Annotated in this window: 23 protein-coding genes; 16 read left to right on the plus strand and 7 right to left on the minus strand. The window is 35.9% G+C overall.

The features are described 5' to 3' along the window. The first annotated feature begins 77 nt into the window (after positions 1–77). Entirely contained in the window at positions 78–1181 is a 1104-nt protein-coding gene (locus FHT21_RS08910; RefSeq protein ID WP_167294333.1) for a metallophosphoesterase, read from the plus strand. Here FHT21_RS08910 and FHT21_RS08915 read toward each other — a convergent pair. After that, positions 1167–2258, minus strand: a complete 1092-nt coding sequence (locus tag FHT21_RS08915) for a HAMP domain-containing sensor histidine kinase (RefSeq protein WP_167294334.1) — start codon at positions 2256–2258, stop codon at positions 1167–1169. The genes FHT21_RS08910 and FHT21_RS08915 overlap by 15 nt on opposite strands. A 156-nt stretch (positions 2259–2414) precedes the next feature. On the opposite strand from FHT21_RS08915, the gene FHT21_RS08920 reads away from it, so the two are divergent. Further along, entirely contained in the window at positions 2415–3881 is a 1467-nt protein-coding gene (locus FHT21_RS08920; protein WP_167294335.1) for a glycoside hydrolase family 130 protein, read from the plus strand. Positions 3882–4133: 252 nt separating this feature from the next. Here the strand turns inward: FHT21_RS08920 and FHT21_RS08925 are convergent, their stop codons facing one another. Further along, entirely contained in the window at positions 4134–6404 is a 2271-nt protein-coding gene (locus FHT21_RS08925) for a glycosyltransferase family 4 protein (protein ID WP_167294336.1), read from the minus strand. Between the two features lie 130 nt (positions 6405–6534). Between FHT21_RS08925 and FHT21_RS08930 the strand changes: the two genes are divergently transcribed. Continuing rightward, positions 6535–7305 (plus strand): Ku protein, encoded by a 771-nt coding sequence (locus FHT21_RS08930; protein ID WP_167294337.1) that lies wholly within the window; start codon positions 6535–6537, stop codon positions 7303–7305. Positions 7306–7473: 168 nt separating this feature from the next. Here the strand turns inward: FHT21_RS08930 and FHT21_RS08935 are convergent, their stop codons facing one another. Continuing rightward, a complete protein-coding gene (locus FHT21_RS08935; RefSeq protein ID WP_167294338.1) occupies positions 7474–8592 on the minus strand; it encodes an alpha/beta hydrolase in 1119 nt (372 codons plus the stop codon). A gap of 137 nt (positions 8593–8729) precedes the next feature. Here FHT21_RS08935 and FHT21_RS08940 point away from each other — a divergent pair, with 137 nt between their 5' ends. Genes FHT21_RS08940 through FHT21_RS08950 form a run of 3 tightly spaced genes read left to right on the plus strand, consistent with a single transcriptional unit; the run spans position 8730 to position 9457 of the window. Then, on the plus strand, positions 8730–9098 hold the full coding sequence (locus tag FHT21_RS08940; RefSeq protein ID WP_167294339.1) for an STAS/SEC14 domain-containing protein: 369 nt from the start codon (positions 8730–8732) through the stop codon (positions 9096–9098). Positions 9099–9111: 13 nt separating this feature from the next. Beyond that, positions 9112–9264, plus strand: a complete 153-nt coding sequence (locus tag FHT21_RS08945) for a hypothetical protein (protein WP_167294340.1) — start codon at positions 9112–9114, stop codon at positions 9262–9264. Positions 9265–9307: 43 nt separating this feature from the next. Then, positions 9308–9457 carry a hypothetical protein gene (locus tag FHT21_RS08950; protein ID WP_167294341.1) on the plus strand — a complete coding sequence of 50 codons (150 nt, stop codon included), beginning with the start codon at positions 9308–9310 and terminating at the stop codon, positions 9455–9457. 4 nt (positions 9458–9461) lie between these two features. On the opposite strand, the gene FHT21_RS08955 is transcribed toward FHT21_RS08950, so the two are convergent. Next, on the minus strand, positions 9462–9830 hold the full coding sequence (locus tag FHT21_RS08955; protein ID WP_167294342.1) for a response regulator transcription factor: 369 nt from the start codon (positions 9828–9830) through the stop codon (positions 9462–9464). A gap of 144 nt (positions 9831–9974) precedes the next feature. On the opposite strand from FHT21_RS08955, the gene FHT21_RS08960 reads away from it, so the two are divergent. From FHT21_RS08960 to FHT21_RS08975, 4 genes are all read left to right on the plus strand, one after another. Continuing rightward, entirely contained in the window at positions 9975–12188 is a 2214-nt protein-coding gene (locus FHT21_RS08960; RefSeq protein ID WP_167294343.1) for an ATP-binding protein, read from the plus strand. A 1-nt stretch (position 12189) separates the two neighbouring features. Next, on the plus strand, positions 12190–12609 hold the full coding sequence (locus FHT21_RS08965) for a response regulator (RefSeq protein WP_167294344.1): 420 nt from the start codon (positions 12190–12192) through the stop codon (positions 12607–12609). Between the two features lie 75 nt (positions 12610–12684). Further along, entirely contained in the window at positions 12685–13269 is a 585-nt protein-coding gene (locus tag FHT21_RS08970) for a biliverdin-producing heme oxygenase (RefSeq protein ID WP_167294345.1), read from the plus strand. A gap of 182 nt (positions 13270–13451) precedes the next feature. Continuing rightward, entirely contained in the window at positions 13452–13631 is a 180-nt protein-coding gene (locus FHT21_RS08975) for a hypothetical protein (RefSeq protein ID WP_010602585.1), read from the plus strand. A 300-nt stretch (positions 13632–13931) separates the two neighbouring features. Here FHT21_RS08975 and FHT21_RS08980 read toward each other — a convergent pair whose 3' ends face one another. Both FHT21_RS08980 and FHT21_RS08985 read right to left on the minus strand, forming a co-directional pair. Then, positions 13932–14984: an HmuY family protein gene (locus tag FHT21_RS08980; RefSeq protein ID WP_167294346.1), complete on the minus strand. Its 1053-nt coding sequence runs from the start codon at positions 14982–14984 to the stop codon at positions 13932–13934. 26 nt (positions 14985–15010) lie between these two features. Next, entirely contained in the window at positions 15011–17074 is a 2064-nt protein-coding gene (locus FHT21_RS08985; RefSeq protein ID WP_167294347.1) for a TonB-dependent receptor, read from the minus strand. Between the two features lie 102 nt (positions 17075–17176). On the opposite strand from FHT21_RS08985, the gene FHT21_RS08990 reads away from it, so the two are divergent. Beyond that, on the plus strand, positions 17177–18112 hold the full coding sequence (locus FHT21_RS08990) for an AraC family transcriptional regulator (RefSeq protein ID WP_167294348.1): 936 nt from the start codon (positions 17177–17179) through the stop codon (positions 18110–18112). 21 nt (positions 18113–18133) lie between these two features. Here the strand turns inward: FHT21_RS08990 and FHT21_RS08995 are convergent, their stop codons facing one another. Next, positions 18134–19150: a LacI family DNA-binding transcriptional regulator gene (locus FHT21_RS08995; protein WP_167294349.1), complete on the minus strand. Its 1017-nt coding sequence runs from the start codon at positions 19148–19150 to the stop codon at positions 18134–18136. A gap of 552 nt (positions 19151–19702) precedes the next feature. Here FHT21_RS08995 and FHT21_RS09000 point away from each other — a divergent pair. The 5 genes from FHT21_RS09000 to FHT21_RS09020 all read left to right on the plus strand — a co-directional run bounded on the left by FHT21_RS09000 (position 19703) and on the right by FHT21_RS09020 (position 23617). Beyond that, complete coding sequence (locus tag FHT21_RS09000) at positions 19703–20797, plus strand: MBL fold metallo-hydrolase (RefSeq protein ID WP_167294350.1); 1095 nt, start codon at positions 19703–19705, stop codon at positions 20795–20797. A 52-nt stretch (positions 20798–20849) separates the two neighbouring features. Beyond that, positions 20850–21212 carry a hypothetical protein gene (locus FHT21_RS09005; RefSeq protein WP_167294351.1) on the plus strand — a complete coding sequence of 121 codons (363 nt, stop codon included), beginning with the start codon at positions 20850–20852 and terminating at the stop codon, positions 21210–21212. 56 nt (positions 21213–21268) lie between these two features. Beyond that, complete coding sequence (locus tag FHT21_RS09010; RefSeq protein ID WP_167294352.1) at positions 21269–22051, plus strand: hypothetical protein; 783 nt, start codon at positions 21269–21271, stop codon at positions 22049–22051. Next, on the plus strand, positions 22051–22980 hold the full coding sequence (miaA, locus tag FHT21_RS09015) for a tRNA (adenosine(37)-N6)-dimethylallyltransferase MiaA (protein WP_167294353.1): 930 nt from the start codon (positions 22051–22053) through the stop codon (positions 22978–22980). The genes FHT21_RS09010 and miaA overlap by 1 nt, the downstream gene beginning before the upstream one ends. A 118-nt stretch (positions 22981–23098) precedes the next feature. Then, positions 23099–23617, plus strand: a complete 519-nt coding sequence (locus FHT21_RS09020) for a hypothetical protein (RefSeq protein WP_167294354.1) — start codon at positions 23099–23101, stop codon at positions 23615–23617. Positions 23618–23733: the final 116 nt, after the last annotated feature.

The following is a 23733-nucleotide window of genomic DNA, read 5'->3' on the forward strand; positions in this document are numbered from 1 at the left end:
TGCTTTTCAGAAAAAACGATTGATAATATTTTTTGTTATTTTGAGAAACTATTCAATAGCGAAGACTCATTTTATACATGCGGAAATTCTTACAACGTTTACTTAGTACCTGGATTATTCGCATGTCGAATAAATTTGGATCAAGGCCCAACCGTAAACGTATCCATTCGGCTTTAAATAAACTTTACAAAACCATAAATACCAACCCTGGAAAACGCGGACTTATTTTTGAAGTTACCGATACGGATAAATTTATCATTTTATCAGACCAGCATAAAGGTGCCCGCGATTATGCTGATGATTTTACTTTAGCCGAAAAGAATTACCTAAAAGCACTCGAATACTACAACCAGCAAGATTTTCATTATATAAACCTGGGTGATAGTGAGGAGCTTTGGGAGAATTTACTCGAATCTGTAATAAAACACAATAAAGAAACTTTCGAAGCAGAAAAAGCCTTTATTTCTAAAAACCATTTCACTAAGATATTTGGCAACCATGACTTATATTGGGATAATGATCCTTTAGCAGGATTTAACCTCAATAGAATTTACGGCACTAAAATCCACATTTATGAAGGCGCAATCTTAAGAATGTCCTTGGGCGAGATTAAACTCGATATTTTTTTAACCCACGGCCATCAGGGCGATTTACAAAGCGATGGAAACTGGTTTAGCAAATGGTTTGTGAGTACAGTTTGGGCACCACTGCAATCGTATCTTCAAATTAACCCGAATACACCAGCATACAGCAATCAGCTCAAAACAGCACATAATGCACTCATGTACAGCTGGGTAGCTACAAAAAAGAACATAGCTTTAATTACCGGACATACGCATCAACCGGTTTTTGCTTCATTAACACACCTGGAGCGGATTTATATAAAACTGAATAAGGCCAAAAAAGAAAAGAATGCTGATAATCTTGCTATTTTAAATGCAGAACTTCGTAAACTGATAAAAGAGGGAGATAAAGCACCGCAATTCGGCAAATACACCCCAGCTTACTTTAATAGCGGTTGTTGTTGTTTTAGTGATGGCGATATAACCGGTATCGAAATTGATAATGGTTTTATAAGGCTTATAAAATGGTCGTATCATAGAAATGCCATACCAGAAAGAATTTTACTCGAAGAAATGAAACTCAGCGATTTATCAGATTTAAAGCTATTTGATGGGTAACGTTACGTAAAAAGTAGTACCCAAATCTTTTCCATCGCTTTCTACCCATAACTTCCCTCTATGAATATCAACAAGTGCGTTTGCTGTAGTAAGCCCCAACCCATAAGTATTTTCCTGATTTGTGCTTACCGAGCTCAGCCGTGCGAATTTAATAAAAACTTTATCCAGGTCTTCTTCAGTTAGGCCCACACCATTATCTTTTATCGAAATAGTTACCTCGTTATCTGATGTTTGATGACTGATGTAAATATCTTTTCCCACCGATGAGAACTTGATGGCATTATTAATCAACTCACTAAAAACCGTTATTAGTTTGTCAGGATCAGCAAAAATTTCAATAGGCTGCTCAATATCAATAAAAACAGTTTGATTTTTATGCTTAAGTGGTAAATTGAGTTCTCGTTTTACCTGTTCTAATATTTCTTTTAAATCTATTTTATCTTTTTTTGGCTTAAATGAGTTAGCTTCTTTCCTGGCAGAACTTAAAATACCGTTCAGATTATCAATCATTTTTTTAGATTGCGTATTAATCTTGCCCGCAATTAATAAAGCCTTGTCATCAATACCCGGAATGCGCCCAAGTAATTCAGATTGAAGTGAAATGGTAGTCATCGGGTTTTTAAGATCGTGAACAAGCACATGTAAACGATCATCGTAGGCCCTTAATGCTCTTCTAATTGCAATTCTAGACTCCAGTTTTTCCATTACTATACCGGCTAAATGCCCTAGCATTTTTAGCTGCTGCTCTTCGGCTGGTTTAAATTTAGTATCTGCAACGTAAATCAGGCCAAGTTCATAACCCTCTGGCGACCTGATAGGGGTGGAAGCAAAAAAAGTAAATGTATCATTTTTTAAAGGTAAGGAGATAGATGCTCCTATTTGGGCCTTCATAAACATATTCCCATCTGCCTGAAAACCGATACCCGCATTCGGAACATCAAATATTTCAGCAGCCAATTGTGCAATCTGATCAAAAGCACTTTCTGCAGGTGTACTTAAAATCTCGTAGTATCTTAATTTTCCCAAACGCAAGGTTTCATCAGTTGGAATCGTGTTATCTGCTTTTTCGTATTGCATTTAAGGTTTAATTAACATATGGGGATGAATAACTAAAGGTAAAAATTATGTGTAAATACTGTAAATAATATAAACAATTAAGTCGTAAATTTCGTTAATATAGAGTTGGAAGAAATAGGGCCAAAAGCGTTAAATTACTACAAAACAGCTTAAATAATGAGATTATACATAGAACGTAAACCTGTTAAGGTTAACCCGGATACTAAAAGAGTTATTGCCCGTTTTTTTTTTAACGGAGAGGAGAGAGCACTAGAAGTAATCAAGAAAGTTTTAGAATTTTCAGATGAGAAAGTGTTTTCACTAATATCGCCCATATTACAAGAATATTCTAAAAGACACCGGAATATTACCAAAATCTTAACCCGGCATTGTAAAAAATTAAGAAAACAATTTGCAGCCTTAGGTACTTCATTCGAAGATATTGATGAATATACCAGATTGTTGATTGGTGCCTACTTTACACATGAATATTCAATAGAATCGGCCGCTTTTTTTAATCCTAGTATTGTTGATGATCCTGATCAAACTGATTTAGTAGAGGGCGAGAAGCGGGTAATCATCAGCTTCAGGGCTGTAGGTGAGGGGCATATTTCTTCAATTGTTTTCCGGCGCGCTTTGATTGATAAAGACAACAATATCCAGGTTTTACCTGTTGGAAATTATGTTGATGAGGCTGAAGTGGTGAAGAATGCCATTTATGTTAAAAAACTATTTCTAAAAAAAGCCGCCTATGCACAGATCGATCCTTCTGTTTTAGAAGAAATTGAATCGAAACTTGATGACAAATTTGAATACACCAGCTTAAGCAATATCATTAAAGATTCCAAAAGTTTACATAAAGAAGATCCATCCCGCTTAATCGAATACGACAAAGTACTTTGGCTATCAGATACTTACCACACCATAACATTTTCAAAAGATACAGATATTTCGGATCGGGTAATTTTTCCGATTTCAGAATTTGAACGTAAAGGGATTGAAGACGCCCGTTTTGTAAAATTTGTTAAAGACGATGGCAAAGTACTGTACTACGCTACATATACTGCTTTCGACGGTTCTTTAATTATTCCCAAGCTCGTACAAACCGAAGATTTTTACGAGTTTAAAGTGATTCCACTTTATGGCGATGGTGCGCAAAATAAGAACCTGGCACTATTTCCACGAAAAATTAAAGGGAAATATGTGATGATGAGCCGGATAGATGGATGGAACAATTATCTGATGTTTTCTGATAAAGTTAATGTTTGGGAAAACCCAATCCTTTTAAAACAACCGCGCTACGATTGGGAGCTGGTACAGATCGGCAATTGTGGCTCTCCGATAGAAACAGAAAAAGGATGGATTGTAATTACACATGGCGTGGGACCAATGCGAAGATACTGTATTGGAGTAAGTTTATTGGATCTTGAAAACCCAAGTATAGAAATAGGCCATTTAAAAGAGCCGTTGATTATTCCTAATAATGATGAACGTGAAGGTTATGTGCCCAATGTAGTATATTCCTGTGGATCGATTATCAGTAATGGCGAATTAATTATTCCATATGGCTTATCTGATTATAGTTCGTCGTTTGCAAGCGTAAATCTGGAATTATTGCTGGCTAAATTGCTGGAAAATAACTAGAAGTTTATCGTCTCTATCGGTCGTACTGCTGAACTTGTTTTACAAGTAATAATAGAGTTTTCAATTGTCTTGTATCTACTACGTGGTCAGCATTTTACCGGTCATCAAGACCCTGAAATAAATTTACTTCGTAGCTTTCCGCTGCGCTACAGGTCAGTGTGGCGATCGTCTCTGCTTATTCTTCAAAACAACATAAAAAATGCTGATTCATTTCTGAATCAGCATTTTTGTCTTTCCAGGGCAATTTAGCTTCTAACTACATTTATCTGCTTCCACCAAGGGAGACGACATCGTTTCGTATTCCGCCTCTGCAGCCTTTAATATGGCCAAATGGGAGATGAAATAGGCCAATGTACTCTCAGCACCCTGATTCCTATTCACACTGTTGAACTGTAGTCCATCTGCACATCCATGTGTTTCAAAATCGTATAAAGGAATATGCAAGCTGTTTTTCCCTAAGAACCACTGATAGCTGATGTGCATTAAATTTAAATATTTATCATCTTTGGTTACCTCGAATGTTTTAGCATAAAGTAAAACCATTGCCATCGTTTCTATAGCCTGTTGGTCGTAGATGGGGTTTTTGCCATGTTTTTTCATCCATCCTGCATTTCCAACCGGATTTAGATATCCATTTTCGAAAGAAAAGCTATTTAAAAACTCAATACTTTCCATCGCAATTTTATAAGATGTTGTATTTCCGGTAACTTCGTAATGATGAAGCAAAGCCAAAGGAAGTATCGCATTATCGTAGGTAAGGATATCTTCAAACCAATGCCAATCGCCATCTTTATTGTCATGATATGATGCTGTTAATGAATTGGCCAGCATATTGATTTCTTTCGTGATTAACTCATCACCAGGATGGGCACACAAGTAATAGGATAAACCGATAATCGTATTTGCTTTTCCACGGAGATATTTTAATTCTCTAAAATGCGGAATAGAATGCGAAAATAATTCCCTGCCGAATTCACGGTAAGAATTATTGGGTGCACTGCAAACTAAATAACCCAATGACCAGATGGTACGGCCAAAAGAATCTTCTGAGCCTATTTCATCCAGGTAATTGCGATTAAAACTCAAGAAATTCCTAAAGTTCCCATCATCGGTTTGCATATACTGAATAAAGCTCAGATAAACAGGCATGAATTTTAAAGCTTTAGGATTTTTATCCCGTTCAATAGCCATTAATGCCATAATTAAAGCTCTGGCATTATCATCAATGCAATAGCCTTCCTTCAAATTTGGAACACCAAAACGGGCATGCTGAATAATTCCGGTATCATCTGTTAGTAACGAAATATGATCTAAGTTAAGTGCTGGCATACCCTCTACATCGATAATAGGCGGAGTAACTCTTTCGGGTCTTTTTCCATCGGCCACAGCTTCATTTAATATGTTAAGATAAACACTTCCAATGGCTGGCCAACGAAGATTTAAGCCATATTCGTAAGCATTTTGCTTCAGTTTTTGATATTTATCTTTATCGCTTAAAAGTTCGTTTACAATTGTGGCCAATTGCGCATCATTCTTAAAATCAAATAATTTGCCTCTGTTATCGGCCAAAAGCTCTTGTGCATGCCAATATGGAGTAGAAACCACTGCTGCACCTGCACCAATAGCATATGATAAAGTACCGCTGGTTATCTGAGCCTCATTTAAATAAGGCGTAATGTATAAATAACAGGCGGTTAAATACTGGTGCAATTCTTTTTCAGATACAAATTTATTAACGAAAGCAATATTATTTTCTACGCCTAAATCTTTAGCCAATGCTTTCAAGCTATCGCGATACTCTTCGCCATTATGTTTTACGACGCCAGGGTGGGTATTGCCCAGAATCACATATAAAACATCTGGGTGTTGAGCAACAATTTCTGGTAAAGCTTTAATTACGGTTTCTAAGCCTTTGTTCCGGCTAATTAATCCAAATGTAAAAAGCACTTTTCGATCGGTAAAAAGTTCACTTTGCGCAATTTCGTTATTGGGTATAGGCTCCAGATCTGGAACGCCATGTTCAATTAATTTGATTGAAGCCTTAGGAATTTGGTAAACACTGGTCAAAAACATGACTGCTTTTTTGCTCATCACGACTATTTTAGACGACTTAACTGCAATCTCTTTAATAATAGTCTGTTGCATGAAATTCGGTTCTTTTAAAACCGTATGCAAAATGGTAATGAATGGCTTTTTTAATCTATTGATTAAGGACAATAAGAATACGCCGCTGTTGCCGCCATATATACCGAATTCATGTTCAATAATACAACTATCTACTTCACTGTTATTGATAAAATCTGCAGCATCGATATAATCTTTTTGATTTTGCTGACAGATAACGAATTTCACTTCGCTTGGGTAATCGTGTTCATTAACATCATCCGATTCATTTAATGCAACAACAAAGCTTTTCTGTGAATTATAGGCAGGATTTAAACTTAAGGCATTAACCAAATTCTGATTAAAGGTAGCTAAACCGCATTCACGAGGAGGATAAGTTGAAATATAGGCGATTTTCATATGTATTTCAAATAGGGTTGATACTTAAATAACATTGTATTATCTAAATAGTTTGTGATTTCCTCAATTTACGCTTTATAAAGCCAAAACAATCTGATTTGGACACTTGTTAGTAAGTAAATATTTAACTATGAGATCAATATGGAAAGGTTCTATTGGATTTGGTTTGGTAAACATTCCAATTAAGTTGTTTTCTGCTGTCCAGAATAGTAATCTCGATTTAGATATGCTCGATGAGCGTGATCATGCAAAGATTAAATTTTTAAGGGTAAATGAAAACACCCATAAAGAAGTGCCATATGAGAAGATTGTTAGGGGCTATTTTTTAAAAGACAGGTATGTTGTGCTAGATAAGCACGATTTTGAAGAGGCTGCACCCGAAAAAACTAAAATTATTGAATTAGAGAATTTTGTTGATATAAAAGATATTAATCCTATTTATTATGAAACTTCTTATTATACAGAGCCTGAAAAACAGGGCAAGAAAGCTTATGGATTGTTGCTAAAGGCCTTAGAGAAATCGGGTAAGGCCGGAGTGGCCAGATTTGTACTGCGTAATACAGAAAATCTTTGTGTTATCCATCCCATGGAACATGTAATTGTGATTACTAAAATTAGGTTTGAACAGGAAATAAGAAGTTTATCTGAAATTACCAAGGTTGACGATATTACCATTACCAAAAAAGAAATGGATGTGGGCTTGGCTTTAATTAAACAATACAGCTCGAAATTCGACTTGAGCGCCTTTAAAGATGATTACAGTAGCGAATTATTGAAAATTATCAAAGCAAAGTCTAAAGGCAAACGGGCAACGGTTAAAAAGATGAAACCACAAAAAGCGACAAGCGATGACCTTTATGATCAATTGATGCAGAGTTTGGGCTCAAAGAAAGGTGCATAGCTAGGTTAGCGGTTAGCATAAGAGATTTTTAGGCTTGTACTACAACCAGAAATACATTTGGGGCTTGAGGTAATGTAATAGCTGAACAAGTTCGAAAAATAATTTAACCACTGATATAAAGTACAAACACAGATACTAAGATCTGTGTTCAACTGTGGTTAAAAATGCTTATTTAAAAGCAGCTTTTAATTGATCTGCGGCATAAGCCTGAGCGGCTTTCGCTTCTGGTACAAGCAGCGCCATACCAAAAAAATCATGTGTTACGCCCTCATAATTTTTACTATCCACTTTTACCCCCGCAGCTTTCAATTTATTAGCCAGTATTACACCATCATCGTGTAAAGGATCTATTTCGGCCGTAATAATAGTTGTTGACGGAAGCCCATTTAAATTGGCATTAACCAATGATATTTTAGGGTTCTGGGCTTCGATCATTGTAGTCAGATATTTCTCTGTAAACCAGCCCATCATTGCTTTGTTCAGCGGTTTTGCCTTTTCATACATTTTATAAGATTCGGTGTTCATATTTGCCTGAGCAATGGGATAGATCAAAACCTGGTGCACAGGAAGCATAATATGTTTGTCTCTGGCCATAATAGATACATTTGCCGCTAAATTTCCACCTGCACTTTCACCAACAACTGCAATTTTAGCTGGATCAGCTTTTAAATCTATCGCATTTTTAACTGCCCATTCGTAAGCTGTAAAAGCATCATTATGCGCAGTAGGAAACTTGTTTTCTGGTGCTAAGCGGTAAGCTACAGAAATCACAATAGCACCAACCTGCTCGGCCAAAGCCTGTGCAGATGCATTATAAACATCTAAATTGGCAATAACGAAACCACCGCCATGGTAATAAACAATTAATGGATAAGGCCCGTTGCCTGCCTTTGGCGTATAAATACGCAGATGGATTTTACCTCCGCTAACATCAATATCTTTCCCCATGGTATCTACCTTAGCAACTGGCACGGTAATATTATTTTGTTCTGCCAAATCCCTTACCGCATCGGTTGGTGTATGATTCTTGCGTGCATCAGTAGCCGTTAAAGTTTCTAAAGGTTTATCCCCATAACTACTTAATTTTTCTATAACCGCCTGCATTTCTGGCTTTATTGTTTTCCCCCACTCAGGGGCAGGCCCTGCAGGTTTTAATGCTGCAGCCGATGTTGAATCTGTTATAGTCGAATCTGTAACGGTAGTTGTTTTTGTTCCACCTGTACAGGCACAAAGCAAAACAGCCAAACCACAAACAAAAGTAATAGGTTTTAAGAAGTTGGTTTTCATAAGATTGTTTATTGATATATATTGTTTCTATAACAGCATCTGTAAGATAGTGTTTTTGATGTTGCATAAATTTCAAAATTTATTTAAATGGCAAACATCTTGGCGAATTGGTGTGTTCATTAACTAAATGAAATTTTATGCTGACAGAAATAATAGGATTACCGGACCATATTTTTGGTGTAAGAGCTACCGGAGAAGTAACGAGCGACGATGTAAAGAGCGTTTTATTAACCGGCTTAAAAAGAACGGCTGAGCGATTTAAAGAAATTAGATATTTATTGGTATTGGAAACTGATGTTAAAAATTTTACTGCCGGCGCATGGATAGAGGATGTTAAAGCTGGACTACAGAATTTTACCAAATGGAAAAAAATTGCCGTAGTAAGTGCCGAAAAAGGAGTGGAGTGGTTTACTGATATTTTCACAGTAGCTACACCTGGTAAATCTAAAGGCTTTAAGCCAGAAGAAATAGAAGAAGCAAAAGCATGGCTAAATGCCGAAGACTAATTTAAAATAGTGTATGAAAAATGCTAAAACAGCGGCCGAAAGTAGCAAGGCTACCGCACCGAAAAATGCAAAAGCTAAAGGGGCTGATGATAAAGTAACATCAGCCAAAGATGCAAAGAAAGTAAACGTAACTAAAGACACGCCAGTTAAACACAAAAAACCGTAATAATATAAGAAGAATTTTAAAAACACCAGAACGAAGAATAGGCGTGTCTGCTTTAGAAGATAGTGGCTTTAAAGTAAGGTTAAATATTTGGGTAAATGCATACGGTTTTACAGATATTGAACTTTCTTTTTGGCAAGTATTGATGAAAAACCTAAAACTGGGAGGAATAAAATTACCTGGTATGGCTGAGTAAAAAACTATTTTCTTAGCAAAGCATAAATCTTGTCCATCAATTCATCGATGTTAAAAGGCTTGGCCATAAAATCGTCGGCTTCAATACCATCCAACGCATAATTGTTTGCATTATAACGGGCAGAAATCATTAAAACGGGAATATGGTTTGTAGTTGCGGTATCTTTAAGTTCTTTTAAAAGTACCCTTCCATCAGCGTCAGGGAGCATTATATCCATGATGATTACATCTGGGTTAAATTCCTGAACATGGTTAATAAAATCAGCACCTTTGTTTAATCCATCAACATTAAAAGCTTCGCTTTCTAAAATAAGGGTTATAACATCTAGGATTGCATGGTTATCTTCAATAACCAAAATATTTTTCTTTGCCAAAGTTTGAATGATTTTTAAAAATTCAAACAAATATATAATAAAAAATAAATCTCAAATCTGAATTTACCAAATTAGAGTGATTCTAAAAATAGGCTTAATATTTGTTAATTCGTGAAATTAAATACGCTGAAATATCAAATATATATGACTAAATTTTCTGTAGACCTTACCAATTGCGATAAAGAACCCATTCATATTCCTGGTAAAATTCAATCACATGGCTTTCTTGTAGCAGTTGATAAGAACAGCTTGTCTATTACCTATATTAGTGAAAATGCTGAAGTTTTTTTAGGAGAACAAGCCAAAAGCTTACTAAACAAACAACTTTCTACCTTAAATCAGTTTCTTAAACAACAAAATCCAGCATTTGAAATCGAAGACCTACTTAAGCTGGGTATTATCCGCAAAAGTTTTGATGCCATTAGTCCCCATCCAGTTGAAATTAATAGCCGCTCTTATTATTTAATTATTTCTTCATCGAAAAACGACTGGCTATTAGAATTTGAGCCAGTAACCTTACAATTCGATATTCAGAGTTCTATAGGTCGCTCCGCCTCATCTATGCTTCAGGGGAAAAGTATTTCAGCTTTGTTAAAAGGTGCTGCGCAAGAAGTAAAAAAACTGATCAATTACGATCGGATAATGATTTATAAATTTTTAGACGATGGACATGGTGAAGTTGTGGCAGAAGAAAAAGAGGAAGACTTAGAACCATTTTTTGGATTACATTACCCCGCATCAGATATTCCGAAACAGGCTAGCGAGCTTTATAAACTAAATTTAACCAGGTTAATAGCTGATGTAAACATACCTGATTCACCCATTTTTACTTTTAAAGAAAACGAAGCACTTGATTTAACCAATAGTGCCTTACGTGCGGTATCGCCCATACATATTCAATATTTGAAAAATATGGGTGTTCATTCGAGTTTTAGTATATCCTTAATTGCTCATGGCGAATTATGGGGTTTAATTGCTTGTCATAACTATAGTCCTAAGTTTATAGATTATAAAGCCAGAGAAGGGGCTAAGTTAATCGGGCAGATCCTTTCCTCAGCATTAGAATACCGCCAGGAAGAAGAGGATACAGAGATTATCCAGCAATTTAAAAATACGGCCAACATTCTTCTAGAACACTTAAACCGTGATAAGTATTTAGTAGAAGCCATAACCATGCACCAAAGAACTATTTTGGACACAACCAAAGCCTCGGGAGTGGTTATCATATTCGACAATGAACTTAAAACCATTGGAGATGTGCCATCGGAGGAAGAAATAAGAGAACTTGCCGAATGGTTGAAAGCGAATAATGATGAATCGATCTATTACACCCATCGATTGCCTGAAATCTATTCTCCAGCTAAAAAATACAAGTCAATAGCCTCTGGAATCCTATCTTGTATATTAAATAAAGAAATGGGCGAAATGATCATCTGGTTTAAGCCCGAAATCATTACTACTGTAAATTGGGCTGGAAATCCCGAAAAACCCGTAGTTCCATCAGAAAATGGCTTATTGGCCCTGTCGCCACGCAAATCTTTCGAAACCTGGTCGCAGGTAGTTAATAATACCTCTGAAAAATGGATGCCTGAAGAAATCGCCTCTGTTTTAAGGATACGCGAAATTATTATTACCGATATCAATAAAAAGGCTAACGAAATTAGATTGCTTAATGAAAAGTTGCAGGCCGCTTACGAGGAATTAGATACTTTTAGCTATACCATATCCCATGATTTAAGAACACCATTAACCTCAGTAAAAACTTATGCTGAGCTTATGCTCAAGAATAAAAGTATTGATGAAAATGGCCAGAAAATGCTCAGTAGGATTTTAATAGGTGCAGATAAAATGAATTTCTTAATTAAAGAGATTTTAAATTTAGCAAGGGTTGGCCGTTCTGAGATAAATTTTGAAACAGTTGATATAGAATCTTTGTTAAAAGAAATAAAAGGCGAAGTATGGTCGGCTTTTAAAGCAGATCATACCGAATTAGTTTTAGGGCAACTTCCACATATCAAAGGAGATAAGACCATGATAGCCCAGGTTTTCACAAACTTGATTGGGAACGCGGTAAAATACTCTGCCATGGTGGACAAACCTAAAGTAGAGGTTTCTGCGTATATTGATGGAGGAGAGACTATCTACGCAGTTAAAGATAATGGTATAGGAATAGACAACCGTTATTACGACCGGGTTTTTGAGCTTTTTAAACGTATGGATAATGTTAAGGATATAGAAGGAACAGGAGTGGGGCTGGCCATTGTAAAAAGGGTGGTAGAAAAACACAATGGCAGGGTTTGGTTTGAGAGTAAGTTAAATGTAGGATCTACCTTTTTTGTAGCTTTTAAAAACAGATAATATGAAAACACCAGATATATTTTATGTTGAGGATGATATAGACTATGCATTTTTTATGCAAAGTGCCGTACAAGAGGTTAAGGATACTCTTAATCTAACTATAGTTGAAGATGGTATGAAAGCATTGCAAAAACTTCAACATTTTGCCGAAAGTAAAACCAAGCCTAAATTAATATTGCTTGATTTGAACTTACCCGGCTTATCAGGCTTAGATCTCTTAAAGTTTGTACGGGATATTCCTTATCTCAAAACAGTACCTGTAATCTTGTTCTCTACGTCTGATAATCCTGATGATGTAAAAGCATCAATAGAGTTTGGTGCCAATGCCTATCTTACCAAGCCTGATGGTTACGAGAACTTGCTTAAATGTGTACATTCTGTACACGATTTTTGGTTTAACCAACATTTGAGGTTAAATTAAAATTTTATAAAACCATATGGAGAGATTCGGCTATTAAATCCGGATCTTTTCTTTTTAATAATTAAATTTCCAACAATGATTGCCAATTTATTGAGAACTGAAACAGCAGAAAACCATAAAACATTAGAATCCTTAATGTTTGTGAATGAGATTATGAACAATTCCTTAAGCATTGAACAGTATAAAAAGCTGTTGACCATTAATTATATTATTCACCAGAAATTAGAGAATACGCTCGCGAATATGTTGGATACAGCCATTGCCGAACAATTAGAAATGAAAAGCAGATTGAAACTCACTGCTTTAGAACAAGACTTAAATTATTGGAATATAGATAGTTTAACATTACCAGGTTTAGATTTTGAATTGTTTGTTCCAGAAAAAAATACGGCAGAAATTTTAGGTGCGCTGTATGTGTTAGAAGGAGCTACCTTGGGCGGAAACGTAATTAAAAGGCATATTTTAGCCAATCCCAATTTTAAAGATCACGAAGGTGGCTTAAATTATTACGGTGTTTATGGCGATGAGCTAAGTGCAAAATGGAAAATATTTGTCTCTGTAATAAACCAAACCGTTGCTGAGGCAGACTATAAACGTTGTGTAAATAGCGCCAACTTAACCTTTAATAACCTGATCAACTTATCAAAACAACTGAATTAAGTTACCAAATTTTGAGAACAAAAACTAAAAAAATACGTCTATAATAGTGCCAGGGCATTTTTTTGATTGTGAAAATGTGCAAAACTTCTTTCAAATAAATATTTGCTTTCTGTTGTTAATTCAAGGTAAATATGTATTATTGAAAAAATAATTTTTTTAAACCTTAAAAACATCAATTAGCGATGGAAAAATTCTCAAAAGTTAAAGCTGCTGTTGCTGCTATTGAAGCAGATGTAGAAAAATTTTATAATGCTGGCAATGCAGCTGCTGGTACTCGTGTGCGTAAAGCAATGCAAGATCTTAAAGTTTTAGCACAAGAAATCCGTGCAGAAGTAACTGACAAGAAAAACTCTGGAAAATAATATTTCGCGAGTAGAAACAAAAAGGGTTCTGGTATGCCAGGACCCTTTTTGCGTTTAGGGCAAAATTGACTTATGAAGTCTGATAGAGCCGTACCATTTAGACCTCCAAAGTTTTACGAAGCCACCAATCGTCTTCCTGAACTTGTTTCAGGATCTTAACGAGCTACCAATATAGATGCTGAATTAAATTCAGCATGACGCCCATAAATTAATAATCCCAATAAAAAGATAAAGCTCCCCATCGCGGAGAGCCTATATCCAACTAACAAAACATATTTTTTAGGTAAGCCTTAACTTACGTTATCCTTTTTTCACCAATTTATATTCGATTATTGGTTTGCCACGGGTACCACCATCACCAGCACCCATCGAAATGAATTTCAACTTGTAAACATTACCAGCTGCATCTTTAATTACATAAAAAGTTTTAAGCGTAACTCCTGTAGCCGGCTGTGTGCTTCTCCATGTTGAGCCAATTATTGCTCTATCTGATTTAAAATCTACTGTACTGATGTTTGATTCTTTAAAATCTGCATAAGCAATAGTGTTTTCTGAAACAATACCAGCCGTTACACCTCCTAAATTGTTAATGAAAATCAAATCAGAAAATGCATAAGGGAAAGTAGCGGTCCAGTACATGCTGTAAGTCCAAACAATATCCCAGCTAGCCTTTACGGGCTCAGCAGAAACAGTAGTTCCTTTTATCAAAGCGGTAAACTGGAAGTTAGCATCAGCATTTTTGATAACATCTAAAGTCTTAAAAGTAGTTTCAGTAACCTTAGCATACTGCAAAGTATAACCTGTTGCACCTTTTCTAATTACCCTGATTTTGTAAAGTTCATCGTTAGCTAAAACAGTTGCAGTACCACCTTTCCGGTTAATGATATAAACTTTGTTTTCGGCATCTGTAGCAGAAATAGCAGCAATAGCCGTTTTATTTAAAATATTGGCTTCTCTACCATCGTCAACTATGGTAAAATTACCTTGTCCCTGACCAACTTTTAAAGCATTAGGATCAAAATCGGCAGTGGTTACAGCGTTTAAATCTGTTTTATTAACTACTAAAGCAGAAGCACCATTGGTTGAGTTTAATATCACTTTAAAATCTGCTCCCGAATAAAAACCTAAATCCCAACTATCTCTTTCAACAGCAGTTTGTTTATCAGCACTAAAATCTACATAAACACTGTTCCCGGCAGCGCTTCCTGCCTCCGTGCCAACTATTCCATTAAGCGTTAAAGTACTTCCATCTGAGGGCGGCACCACTACTATTGGTTCTTCAGTGTCTTTTTTACAGGCTGTAAAGGTTACCGCCATAAAAGCGATGGCAATCATTGAGTTTAATTTATTCATGTCTGTATATAATTATTTTGTTTTTATTATAGTTTATCCCAGCTATAGCTTAAACCCAGGAGGTAAGAACGACCATAGCTGTATGGTACGGTTGCACCGCTAGTGCTATGTGCGCCACCACTTGCTACTGAGCTATTGGTGAGTTGTGTAACATTGAAAAGATTTTTAATGCCGGCATTAATGGTTAGCGATTTAAGCAGGTTTTTGTTGAACATTAAATCTGCTGTGTGGAAGGCGCCAATTTTTACCAGTTTTACCGTAGCATTGTTAGTTATCTGATAGCTTGGTAAGTTGCCAGTATATTTATAAAACAGGCTGATGCTTCCATTAAGCTTAGTAAAAGTGTAGGTAATGTTCGAGTTTAGCTCTGTAGCCCAAGCAAATTCTGGTGTTTGCAGGTTGGTGTTTTCGCTTAAATCGTTATATCTCCCGATATACGATGCACCAAGTGTAGCCTGAAGATTTTTAAAGATGAACGTGTTTTCCAATGTACCACCGGTTGTTTTGTATTTAGAAATATTGATTAGTGTGGTAATGGTTGGGTTTGTTGGATCGAAACCAAATTCTATCCTGTTTTTAAACAGATTGTAGAATCCTGATAGGGTAGAACGGAACTGAAAATCCCTAACCTGTACGCCCTCCCAAGCCAATGAACCATTAAAACTGTTCGATTCTTCTGCTTTTAAATTGGGATTGCCCAAAATATTATGACTGGCATCAACAAAATCATAATATAGCTCCCGCAACGCAGGAGAGCGGAAACCTTTGGCAAAGGCTAAGCGTAAATCGAGTTTTTTGGTTAAAATAAACTTTGTATTTAACGATGGAATTACAGGAGGTGCATCGTAAACAGAATTTTTAATCACCCTTAAACCTGGTCTGATGCTTATTTGATCGCTTACTTTGAGCGCTGCGGTAAGAAAAGCTGCATAATCGTTAATCATCGGTGATCCGTTAATTCTTTGTCCGCTGGCGGCATCTCTACTGTATTCAAAACCTGGCTGAAAAGAAACCGATTGGCTTAGTGTGTAAATAGCAGTAACCCTAAAATTAGCAGCATTAAATTTGGCTATATCCTGTTCACCAGCTCCTGTACTTAATTCTTCAGTATTGTTTGTGAAATTATGGATCACTGTTTTAGTTGCACGGTCCAGTTTGGTAAAACCTGCAATGGCAGACAACTGTAAGCTGTTGTTTATTTTGTATTCCGACTGAAGTTGTTGTGTATACCTGTGTGTGGTGTAAGTTTGCAATATTCCTTTATAATTGTTGGGGTTTAGGCCATAACGTACATCAATATCTTCTTTCAAGGCATCTAGCCTGTACCAGATATTAAAGTTATTGTAACGATAGCCTACCTTGGCGTTACCCAAAAACTGTTCTTTTGGTTTCCAGCGGTTAGCAATGGCATTAACTTCATCTATAGTGGCTGTTTTTGCTGCTAAATTCCAGCCACCGAAATCGTTGTGGCTAAAACCAGTCAGTACACTCCAGTTATTATTTTTCCAATTTGCAGTGATATTCTGCATATGGTTACCCTTGCCCGATAAAGCTTCATATTCGTTACCAGCAGTTTCTTCCTGTATCCTTGCAGATAGATTTAGTAATTCCCTGCCAGGTTTTTTGGTGATAATATTAATTACACCTGCCAGCGCATCGGAACCATATATAACAGACATGGGGCCTTCAACAATCTCAATCCGCTCAATGGTATTGATATCGATCTGGTTTAAACTCTCGCGGGTATCCGAGCGATCAACCATGGGTACCCCATCTAAAAGTATTTTAACGTTTCTTCCTGTCATACCCATTAACTGAATATCTGTAGTGCCCAGGGTTAAATCATTACTAAAGCGAAACCCGAGTTCGGTATTTAAAACCTGCTGTACATTGGTTGCGGCTCTTAACTTAATCCGTTCTGCACTTATTGTTCTTACATGGTATACCGAATTTCTTAAAGTTTGCGGGCCATACTGCCCCGTAATTACCACATCTCTTAAATCATTTGCCTTTGCGCTATCAACTTTAATCTCCTGGGCTACAGCAACAAATCCGTAAAGCAATAAGGCAATTGATAAATATATCTTCATTTATTTAGACTAATTATAAATAATTATGCAAATTTGTATATAATCACAAAAAGCAGATAACGTTAAACGGATAATTAATACCGCCAAACGGATTAAATAAATATGGAAGTTAAACTCTCAACCTATCCAACAGGAAATATTGTTTATAAGAATACCTATCCCGATAATTTTGATAGCATTAATGATGTAAGCGAAACTGTGTTAGCATTTGAAAAGGATGGTGTAAAATACCATATAAAGGAAAAGTGGTTTAGGGGAATCCACATTGGTATTACGGAGATCCATCCGCACAAAGAAGAGAATTTTTGCTTTGAATCTTCTCAACAACATATTGGCTTTTTATTTTGTCTGAACGGTGCGATTAATTATGGTAACGATCGTCAACAAGATGCTTTTTTATCGCTTACTAAAAACGAGCAAGATTTTAATATAGGCAGGGTTAATTCGATGAGATTTAACGTAACACTGAAAACCAGATATCTTTATATACAGTTTACGTCAGATTATTTTCGTCAGGTAACCGGAGGAAAACTCGATAATGACATTAAATCTGAAATCTCAAAATCCATCACCCCAGAAATCGGGTTGATATTGCAGCAAATTATTTATCCTAAGTACGAAGGTAGGGTAAAGCGCCTGTTCCTGGAAGCCAGGATATTTGAGCTGATTATTGTTTATATTAATCAAAAACCAGAGAAACAAACACGCCTTTTAAAAAAGGAAGACGTAGAAAAAATTCTTTTGGCCAAACAATTGGTTGAGTACGATTTACAACATCCAAATTCATTAATCGAGCTATCACGCAGGGTTGGAATTAATGATTACAAGCTTAAAAGAGGTTTTAAGGAGCTAATTGGACATACCGTATTTGGGTATCTCTATAAGATCAGAATGGAGAAAGCCCATTATTTTCTATCCAGTGAAAAGAAAACGGTAAACGAAGTTTCTTTTCTTGTAGGCTATAAAAACGCACAACATTTTATTACTGCCTTTAAAAAGTATTATAATATTTTACCAGGAAGCTTAAACAAAAGCTAGAAATTTAGCGCAAACGTTTGTTTATTCTTTTACATCGTTTATAATCAAATCAGACTCTACAATGGTGTTGTAATAGGCCTGGTTCTCAGAATTAGGACTATGAATAAGATCTAACAAGATGTTGGCCGCTTTTTGCCCCTGCAAATATGGATATTGCTCTACTGAGGCTACAGGCGAATTATCTAAGTAACTGATAATAGGTAGGTTTGCATAACTCACTATATCAAAATCATTAATTACATTCAGCTTTTTGAAGTATTTAATCAGGAAAAGCGCTACATAATCATTAAAGGCAACAATCGCTGTTGGTTTCCGCTTGTGATTTAAAAATTGATTGGCTGCGTCGATGGTGCCTTCCTCAGTTAGGTCACAGTTCACCACCAACGATGGATCAAATTTTAAGCGGTTAAAGGTAATCGCCTGCATATAGCCATCCTTGCGTTCCTCACTGGCGTATAAGGTACTTGGTCCATTAATCATTCCGATACTTCTATGTCCTTTTTTCAAAAGATAGTTCACAGCCTTAATTGTTGCGCTCTCTAAGCTACACGCTACATAATGCACGTTTTTAAACGGAGGTATCCGGTCGAAAAATACGACAGGTATATTAAATGAATTAAGTTTTTCGAAATGATCAAACTTTGAAGTGTCTTTACTGATGGATACTAATAAGCCATCTACCCGTTGATTTTTCATTTTTTCAACGAGTTTTACTTCCTGGTCATAATTATCATGCGACTGCGCAAAGATAACCGTATAATTTTTCTTAATAGCCTCATCTTCAATGGCAGAAATAGCGATAGAGAAAAAGTGTTCTGATAGCTCAGGTAAAATTACGCCAATAGTATATGTTTTCCCTTTTTGAAAAAGAATTGCCGCATTATTAGGCTCATAGTTTAGAGACTTAGCCAGCTGCTTAATTTTTTCCCTAGTTACCGCTCCAATGCTAGGATGATCATGCAATCCCCTAGAAACACTGGATGGAGAAATGTTTAAGATTCTGGCTATTTCTTTGATGGTTGTTGGTTTCGACTGCATTCTGAGTGCTAAACTACATTAAATTTCTTCAATATGTAATAATACAAAATTAATCAAACGTTTGCGTTGTTTTTTTTTCTTATTTCTTTCCTCTACTATATAAATATCAATACTTTCGGGAAAACTTAAGGGCTATACGCTCTAAAAAATAATAATATAAAAATTATACATAGAAAGCAATTTTAGCCTCTTAAAAAGACAAAATTGATATGCACCCCAATGATTAACAAAGGTGCCCGTCAATTTTTGGGAGTATTTAAATAAAAAAGGCGAGAAGTGTTCGTACCACTCCTCGCCAAACGGGTTATTTTCCTGCAAGCAGGCACAAAAGTTATCTAAGCTATATGTTTAACCCTTATTCAAAGGTATAAAATTTACGCGTGTTATAAATAAAGTGCCTTATTCTAATTATTATAAAGTTTTTACAGCAATGCTTTTACCAGTTAAGGCATTGCTATTTTAACCCCTAAGAAGTAATCCATACGTCATATATCTCACTCCAGCTTCTTTTTTAAAATCATATTCCTACTTTGGTTTTATTAATTTTTAATAATGATAGCTATATACATTTTACTTTTTATCCTAATCGCGTTCTTCATTATAACGAACCTCCCGGTTTTTGGCCGTTTGCCAAAGGGGGCAAGATTGGAAAAAATCCATCATTTAGCTAACTATCGTGATGGTGCATTACAAAATCAGTCGATAACGTTAATGCAGCCCGAAGGTGTTAGCTTTTTTAAGGTTTTAAATGCATTTCTTTTTAAAAAACATCCCAACAGGGCTCCAGATAAATCACTTCCTTTTATTGCGCCTAACTTAAACGGAAAACCTAAAAGCGATGCTCCTGAAATTATCTGGTTTGGGCATTCTTCTTATTTAATCAAAGTTGATGGACTAAGGGTTTTAGTTGATCCGGTATTTAGCAAAACTCCATCTCCATTTTCATTTATTGGGAGTAAGGCTTTTTTAGGTACAGACGTTGTAAAAGCAGAAGAATTTAGAAATATCGATATCCTGATCATCACACACGATCATTATGATCACCTCGATTACCAGAGTATTTTAAAAATCGCGCCTGAAGTTAAGACTATTGTTACCTCGCAAGGGGTTGGTGAACATCTGGAAAGATGGGGAATTAATAGCGGGAAGATCAACGAATTAGGCTGGGACGAATCAGTTGATTTATTTAATAACCTGAAAATCACAGCTGTTCCGGCGAGACATTTTACCGGACGAAAATTTAAACGGAATCAAACCCTTTGGTCGGCCTTCGTATTGAAAACTGAAAATTACCAATTGTTTTTGGGAGGCGATTCTGGCTATGATGCACACTTCGCCAAAATAGGTGAGGAGTTTGGCCCCTTCGATTTAGCCTTGCTCGAATGTGGACAGTACAATGCCTATTGGCCTTACATCCATATGTTTCCCGAAGAAACGGTGCAGGCTGCAATCGATTTAAAAGCAAAAATTCTGATGCCGGTACATTGGGGCAAATTTAGCTTAGCCATGCACCCCTGGAATGAGCCAGTAAAAAGGGCAGTTTTAGCTGCAGCAGAAAAGCAGCTTCCTTTGGTTACGCCAAAATTGGGTGAAACAATAATTTTAAACGAATATTTACCAACAGAAAACTGGTGGCTTGAAGAATAAAAACTAAACAATAATTGTAGTATGGTGTTTAATTCTAAAATCAAATACAATTATGAAAACTGATCTTGTTGAAATTTTTCAGACCATTAGAGCTGGATTACAGCCCTACGCCAGCCGTGGATATACGGTACACGAAAATTCGGAGAATGGCTATGATCTTTATAGTGAAAAAAACATTGAATTAAACGGCGAAAAAGTGACCGAACGCTTTTTTACCGGCGTTTATATTAATGGGGATACCGTAGAAGTTAAAATCAATACAGACGAATTTTCTACAACAAATCATAATTTAAATGATTTTGGCAAAAATAAAGCAGGCTTGAAAATCGCAGTACTTGATGATCCCAAATTAAAAGAAATAGAAACTTTGATAGAAATTATCCATACTAACTTTAAAGAAAAAGAATGGATTTAACAATCTGATGGTTAAATTTGCAGCAGATAATTTATTCTGAATAACCCCTCTGCTGATTGAACAATTTAATTTCTGACTGTAACTGGCATCATCAATTAAGTTTAGCGCTCGCTAATAACAAAATTGGTTATGCTTTTTTTATAGAAGATGAATTTCGGTTATTACGGATCGAACATCAATTGATCATTCACCTGGTAAGTTTAAAAAATAAATTTACTCCACGAGATCTCATTCAATTGCAAGAAAAACACGATCAGGAAGGAACTAAACTCATTCATCTTTGGGAAGATCTTTGGCAATCAAAACCAGATCAGGTTTTAGGAAGAATAAAATCTTTGCTTGGCAAAAATATCCGTATTCACGGAAGAAAAACCAAAGTATTAAAAATTACTAAACCAGTTTCTGATTCTTTTTTAACTGAAAATCACTTACAGGGATCAGTAAGTAGCCGTTATAAAATTGGTTTATTTGAAAAAGATGAGCTCGTGGCTGTTGCTACTTTTTCGGCATTAAGAAAAATGAACCATACCGAAAATTATAAATCGGCAGAATTGATCAGGTTTGCGGTTAAAGCAGGTTATTCCATTACAGGAGGATTAAGTAAACTAATTTCCTTTTTCGTTGAAACCTATAAACCTAATGACCTGATGACTTACGCAGATCGTGACTGGTCGACAGGAGCGGCCTATATCAAATTAGGTTTTAAACAGACTGCAGTTTTAGAACCTCAGGTTTACGTGCTGGACGAAAACCTAAATCGTCAGTTAAAAAAAGAACAGCTGATTTTAGCACAGGAGATGTTTAATACGGGAAGTTTAAAATTTATTCTCAAATTTTAATGGATCAGTATAACCTCATCATCATTTTAGGGGCAACCGCCGCTGGCAAAACCAAGCTAGCCGTAAGTATAGCCGATGCCTTAAACGGCGAAATTATTAGTGCCGATAGCCGTCAGATATTTAAACGAATGGATATGGGCACCGGTAAAGATTTGGAAGAATATCATATTAACGGAAGAAAAATCCCTCACCATTTAATTGATATTTTAGAACCTGGTGAACGCTATCATGTAGATGCTTTTAAAAATGACTTCTATCAGGCTTTTGAATTTATCACGCAAAAAAACAAAATACCTATCCTTTGTGGTGGAACAGGGATGTATATCCATAGTCTTTTGCAAAATCAAACTTTAACCGCTGTTCCCGTAAATCAACCATTAAGAGATCAGCTCAATCCATTGTCGAAAGAAGAGTTGATTTTAAAACTTCAGCATCATAAAAACCAAAACATTGATCATGTTGATCTTTCCTCCAAAAAGAGATTAATCCGTGCACTAGAAGTAGCAGATTATTTAAACCATAATACCATCGAAGCTGTTGAGCGACCAGAAATTAAACCGATTATTTTTGGATTGAAGAATGAAGTAGAAGTAACCAGAGCTAAAATTCTAACAAGACTAAACGAAAGATTCAATGCAGGTTTAATAGAGGAGGTAGAACAATTAATTAAAGAAGGTATTAGCAAAGAAATGTTGGTTTTCTATGGACTGGAGTATAAATTCATTGTTAATTACCTGGATGGATTATTGACTTTTGAAGAATTAAAGCTAAGACTGGGTATCGCCATTTGCCAATATGCCAAACGACAAAATACTTTTTTCAGGAAAATGGAAAAGGACCATATCGAGATTATTTGGCTCGATGCATCAGCACCTTCAAACCTACTAAAACAGTTGATAATTGAAAAAGTTTTAGTTAGCGGAAATTAACTTTTATTGGTCATCTTAGTGTTGCTTTATGGCCTAAATAGTATCAAAAATGCCCTTTTGGCACAACCTTTGTATTTGTTGAAGCATATTAATTTAACTCAAAAACAATATCTTAAGCATGAAAACAATTACAAAAATCATTGCTACTTCAGCAGCTGTCGTGGCTTTATTCTTTAGTACAAATGCTAACGCGCAATCTTCTCAAAAATTAGGAATAGGAATAATAGGTGGTATCCCTACCAGTGATGCATATGGTGTAGCCCTTGGTGCCGATTTACGTTATCAATTTGATATTGATAAACAATTATCAATTCCAGTAACTGCTGGTTATACCCGTTTCTTAGGTAAAGAAATTGGTAATACCGGTGTTGATTTTCCTGATTTTGGATATATCCCTGTAAAAGCTGGTGTTAAGTATTTTTTTAATGAATCTGGTTCTGGTTTCTATGGTTTAGCAGAGTTAGGTGCTGGTTTCGGTACAAACGAAGGTAGCGGAACATCATTTGTGTATTCACCAGCTCTAGGTTATGCATGGAGTAACGGTTTAGATTTAGGTGTAAAATACGAAGGCTTAGCTAGAGATGGTGGTAGCACAGGTTATGTAGGTTTGCGTTTAGCATATGGATTTAGCTTATAAACTTAAACCGCAGATCATATTGAAAGCCCCGACTTTGGTCGGGGCTTTTTTATTTCATAATATTCTGAAAAAAATGAAAATTTAAAAATCCATAACAGATATTTTAACGTAAATAC

The organism is Pedobacter sp. SG908 (assembly GCF_011759615.1).
GTDB classification, from domain to species: domain Bacteria; phylum Bacteroidota; class Bacteroidia; order Sphingobacteriales; family Sphingobacteriaceae; genus Pedobacter; species Pedobacter riviphilus.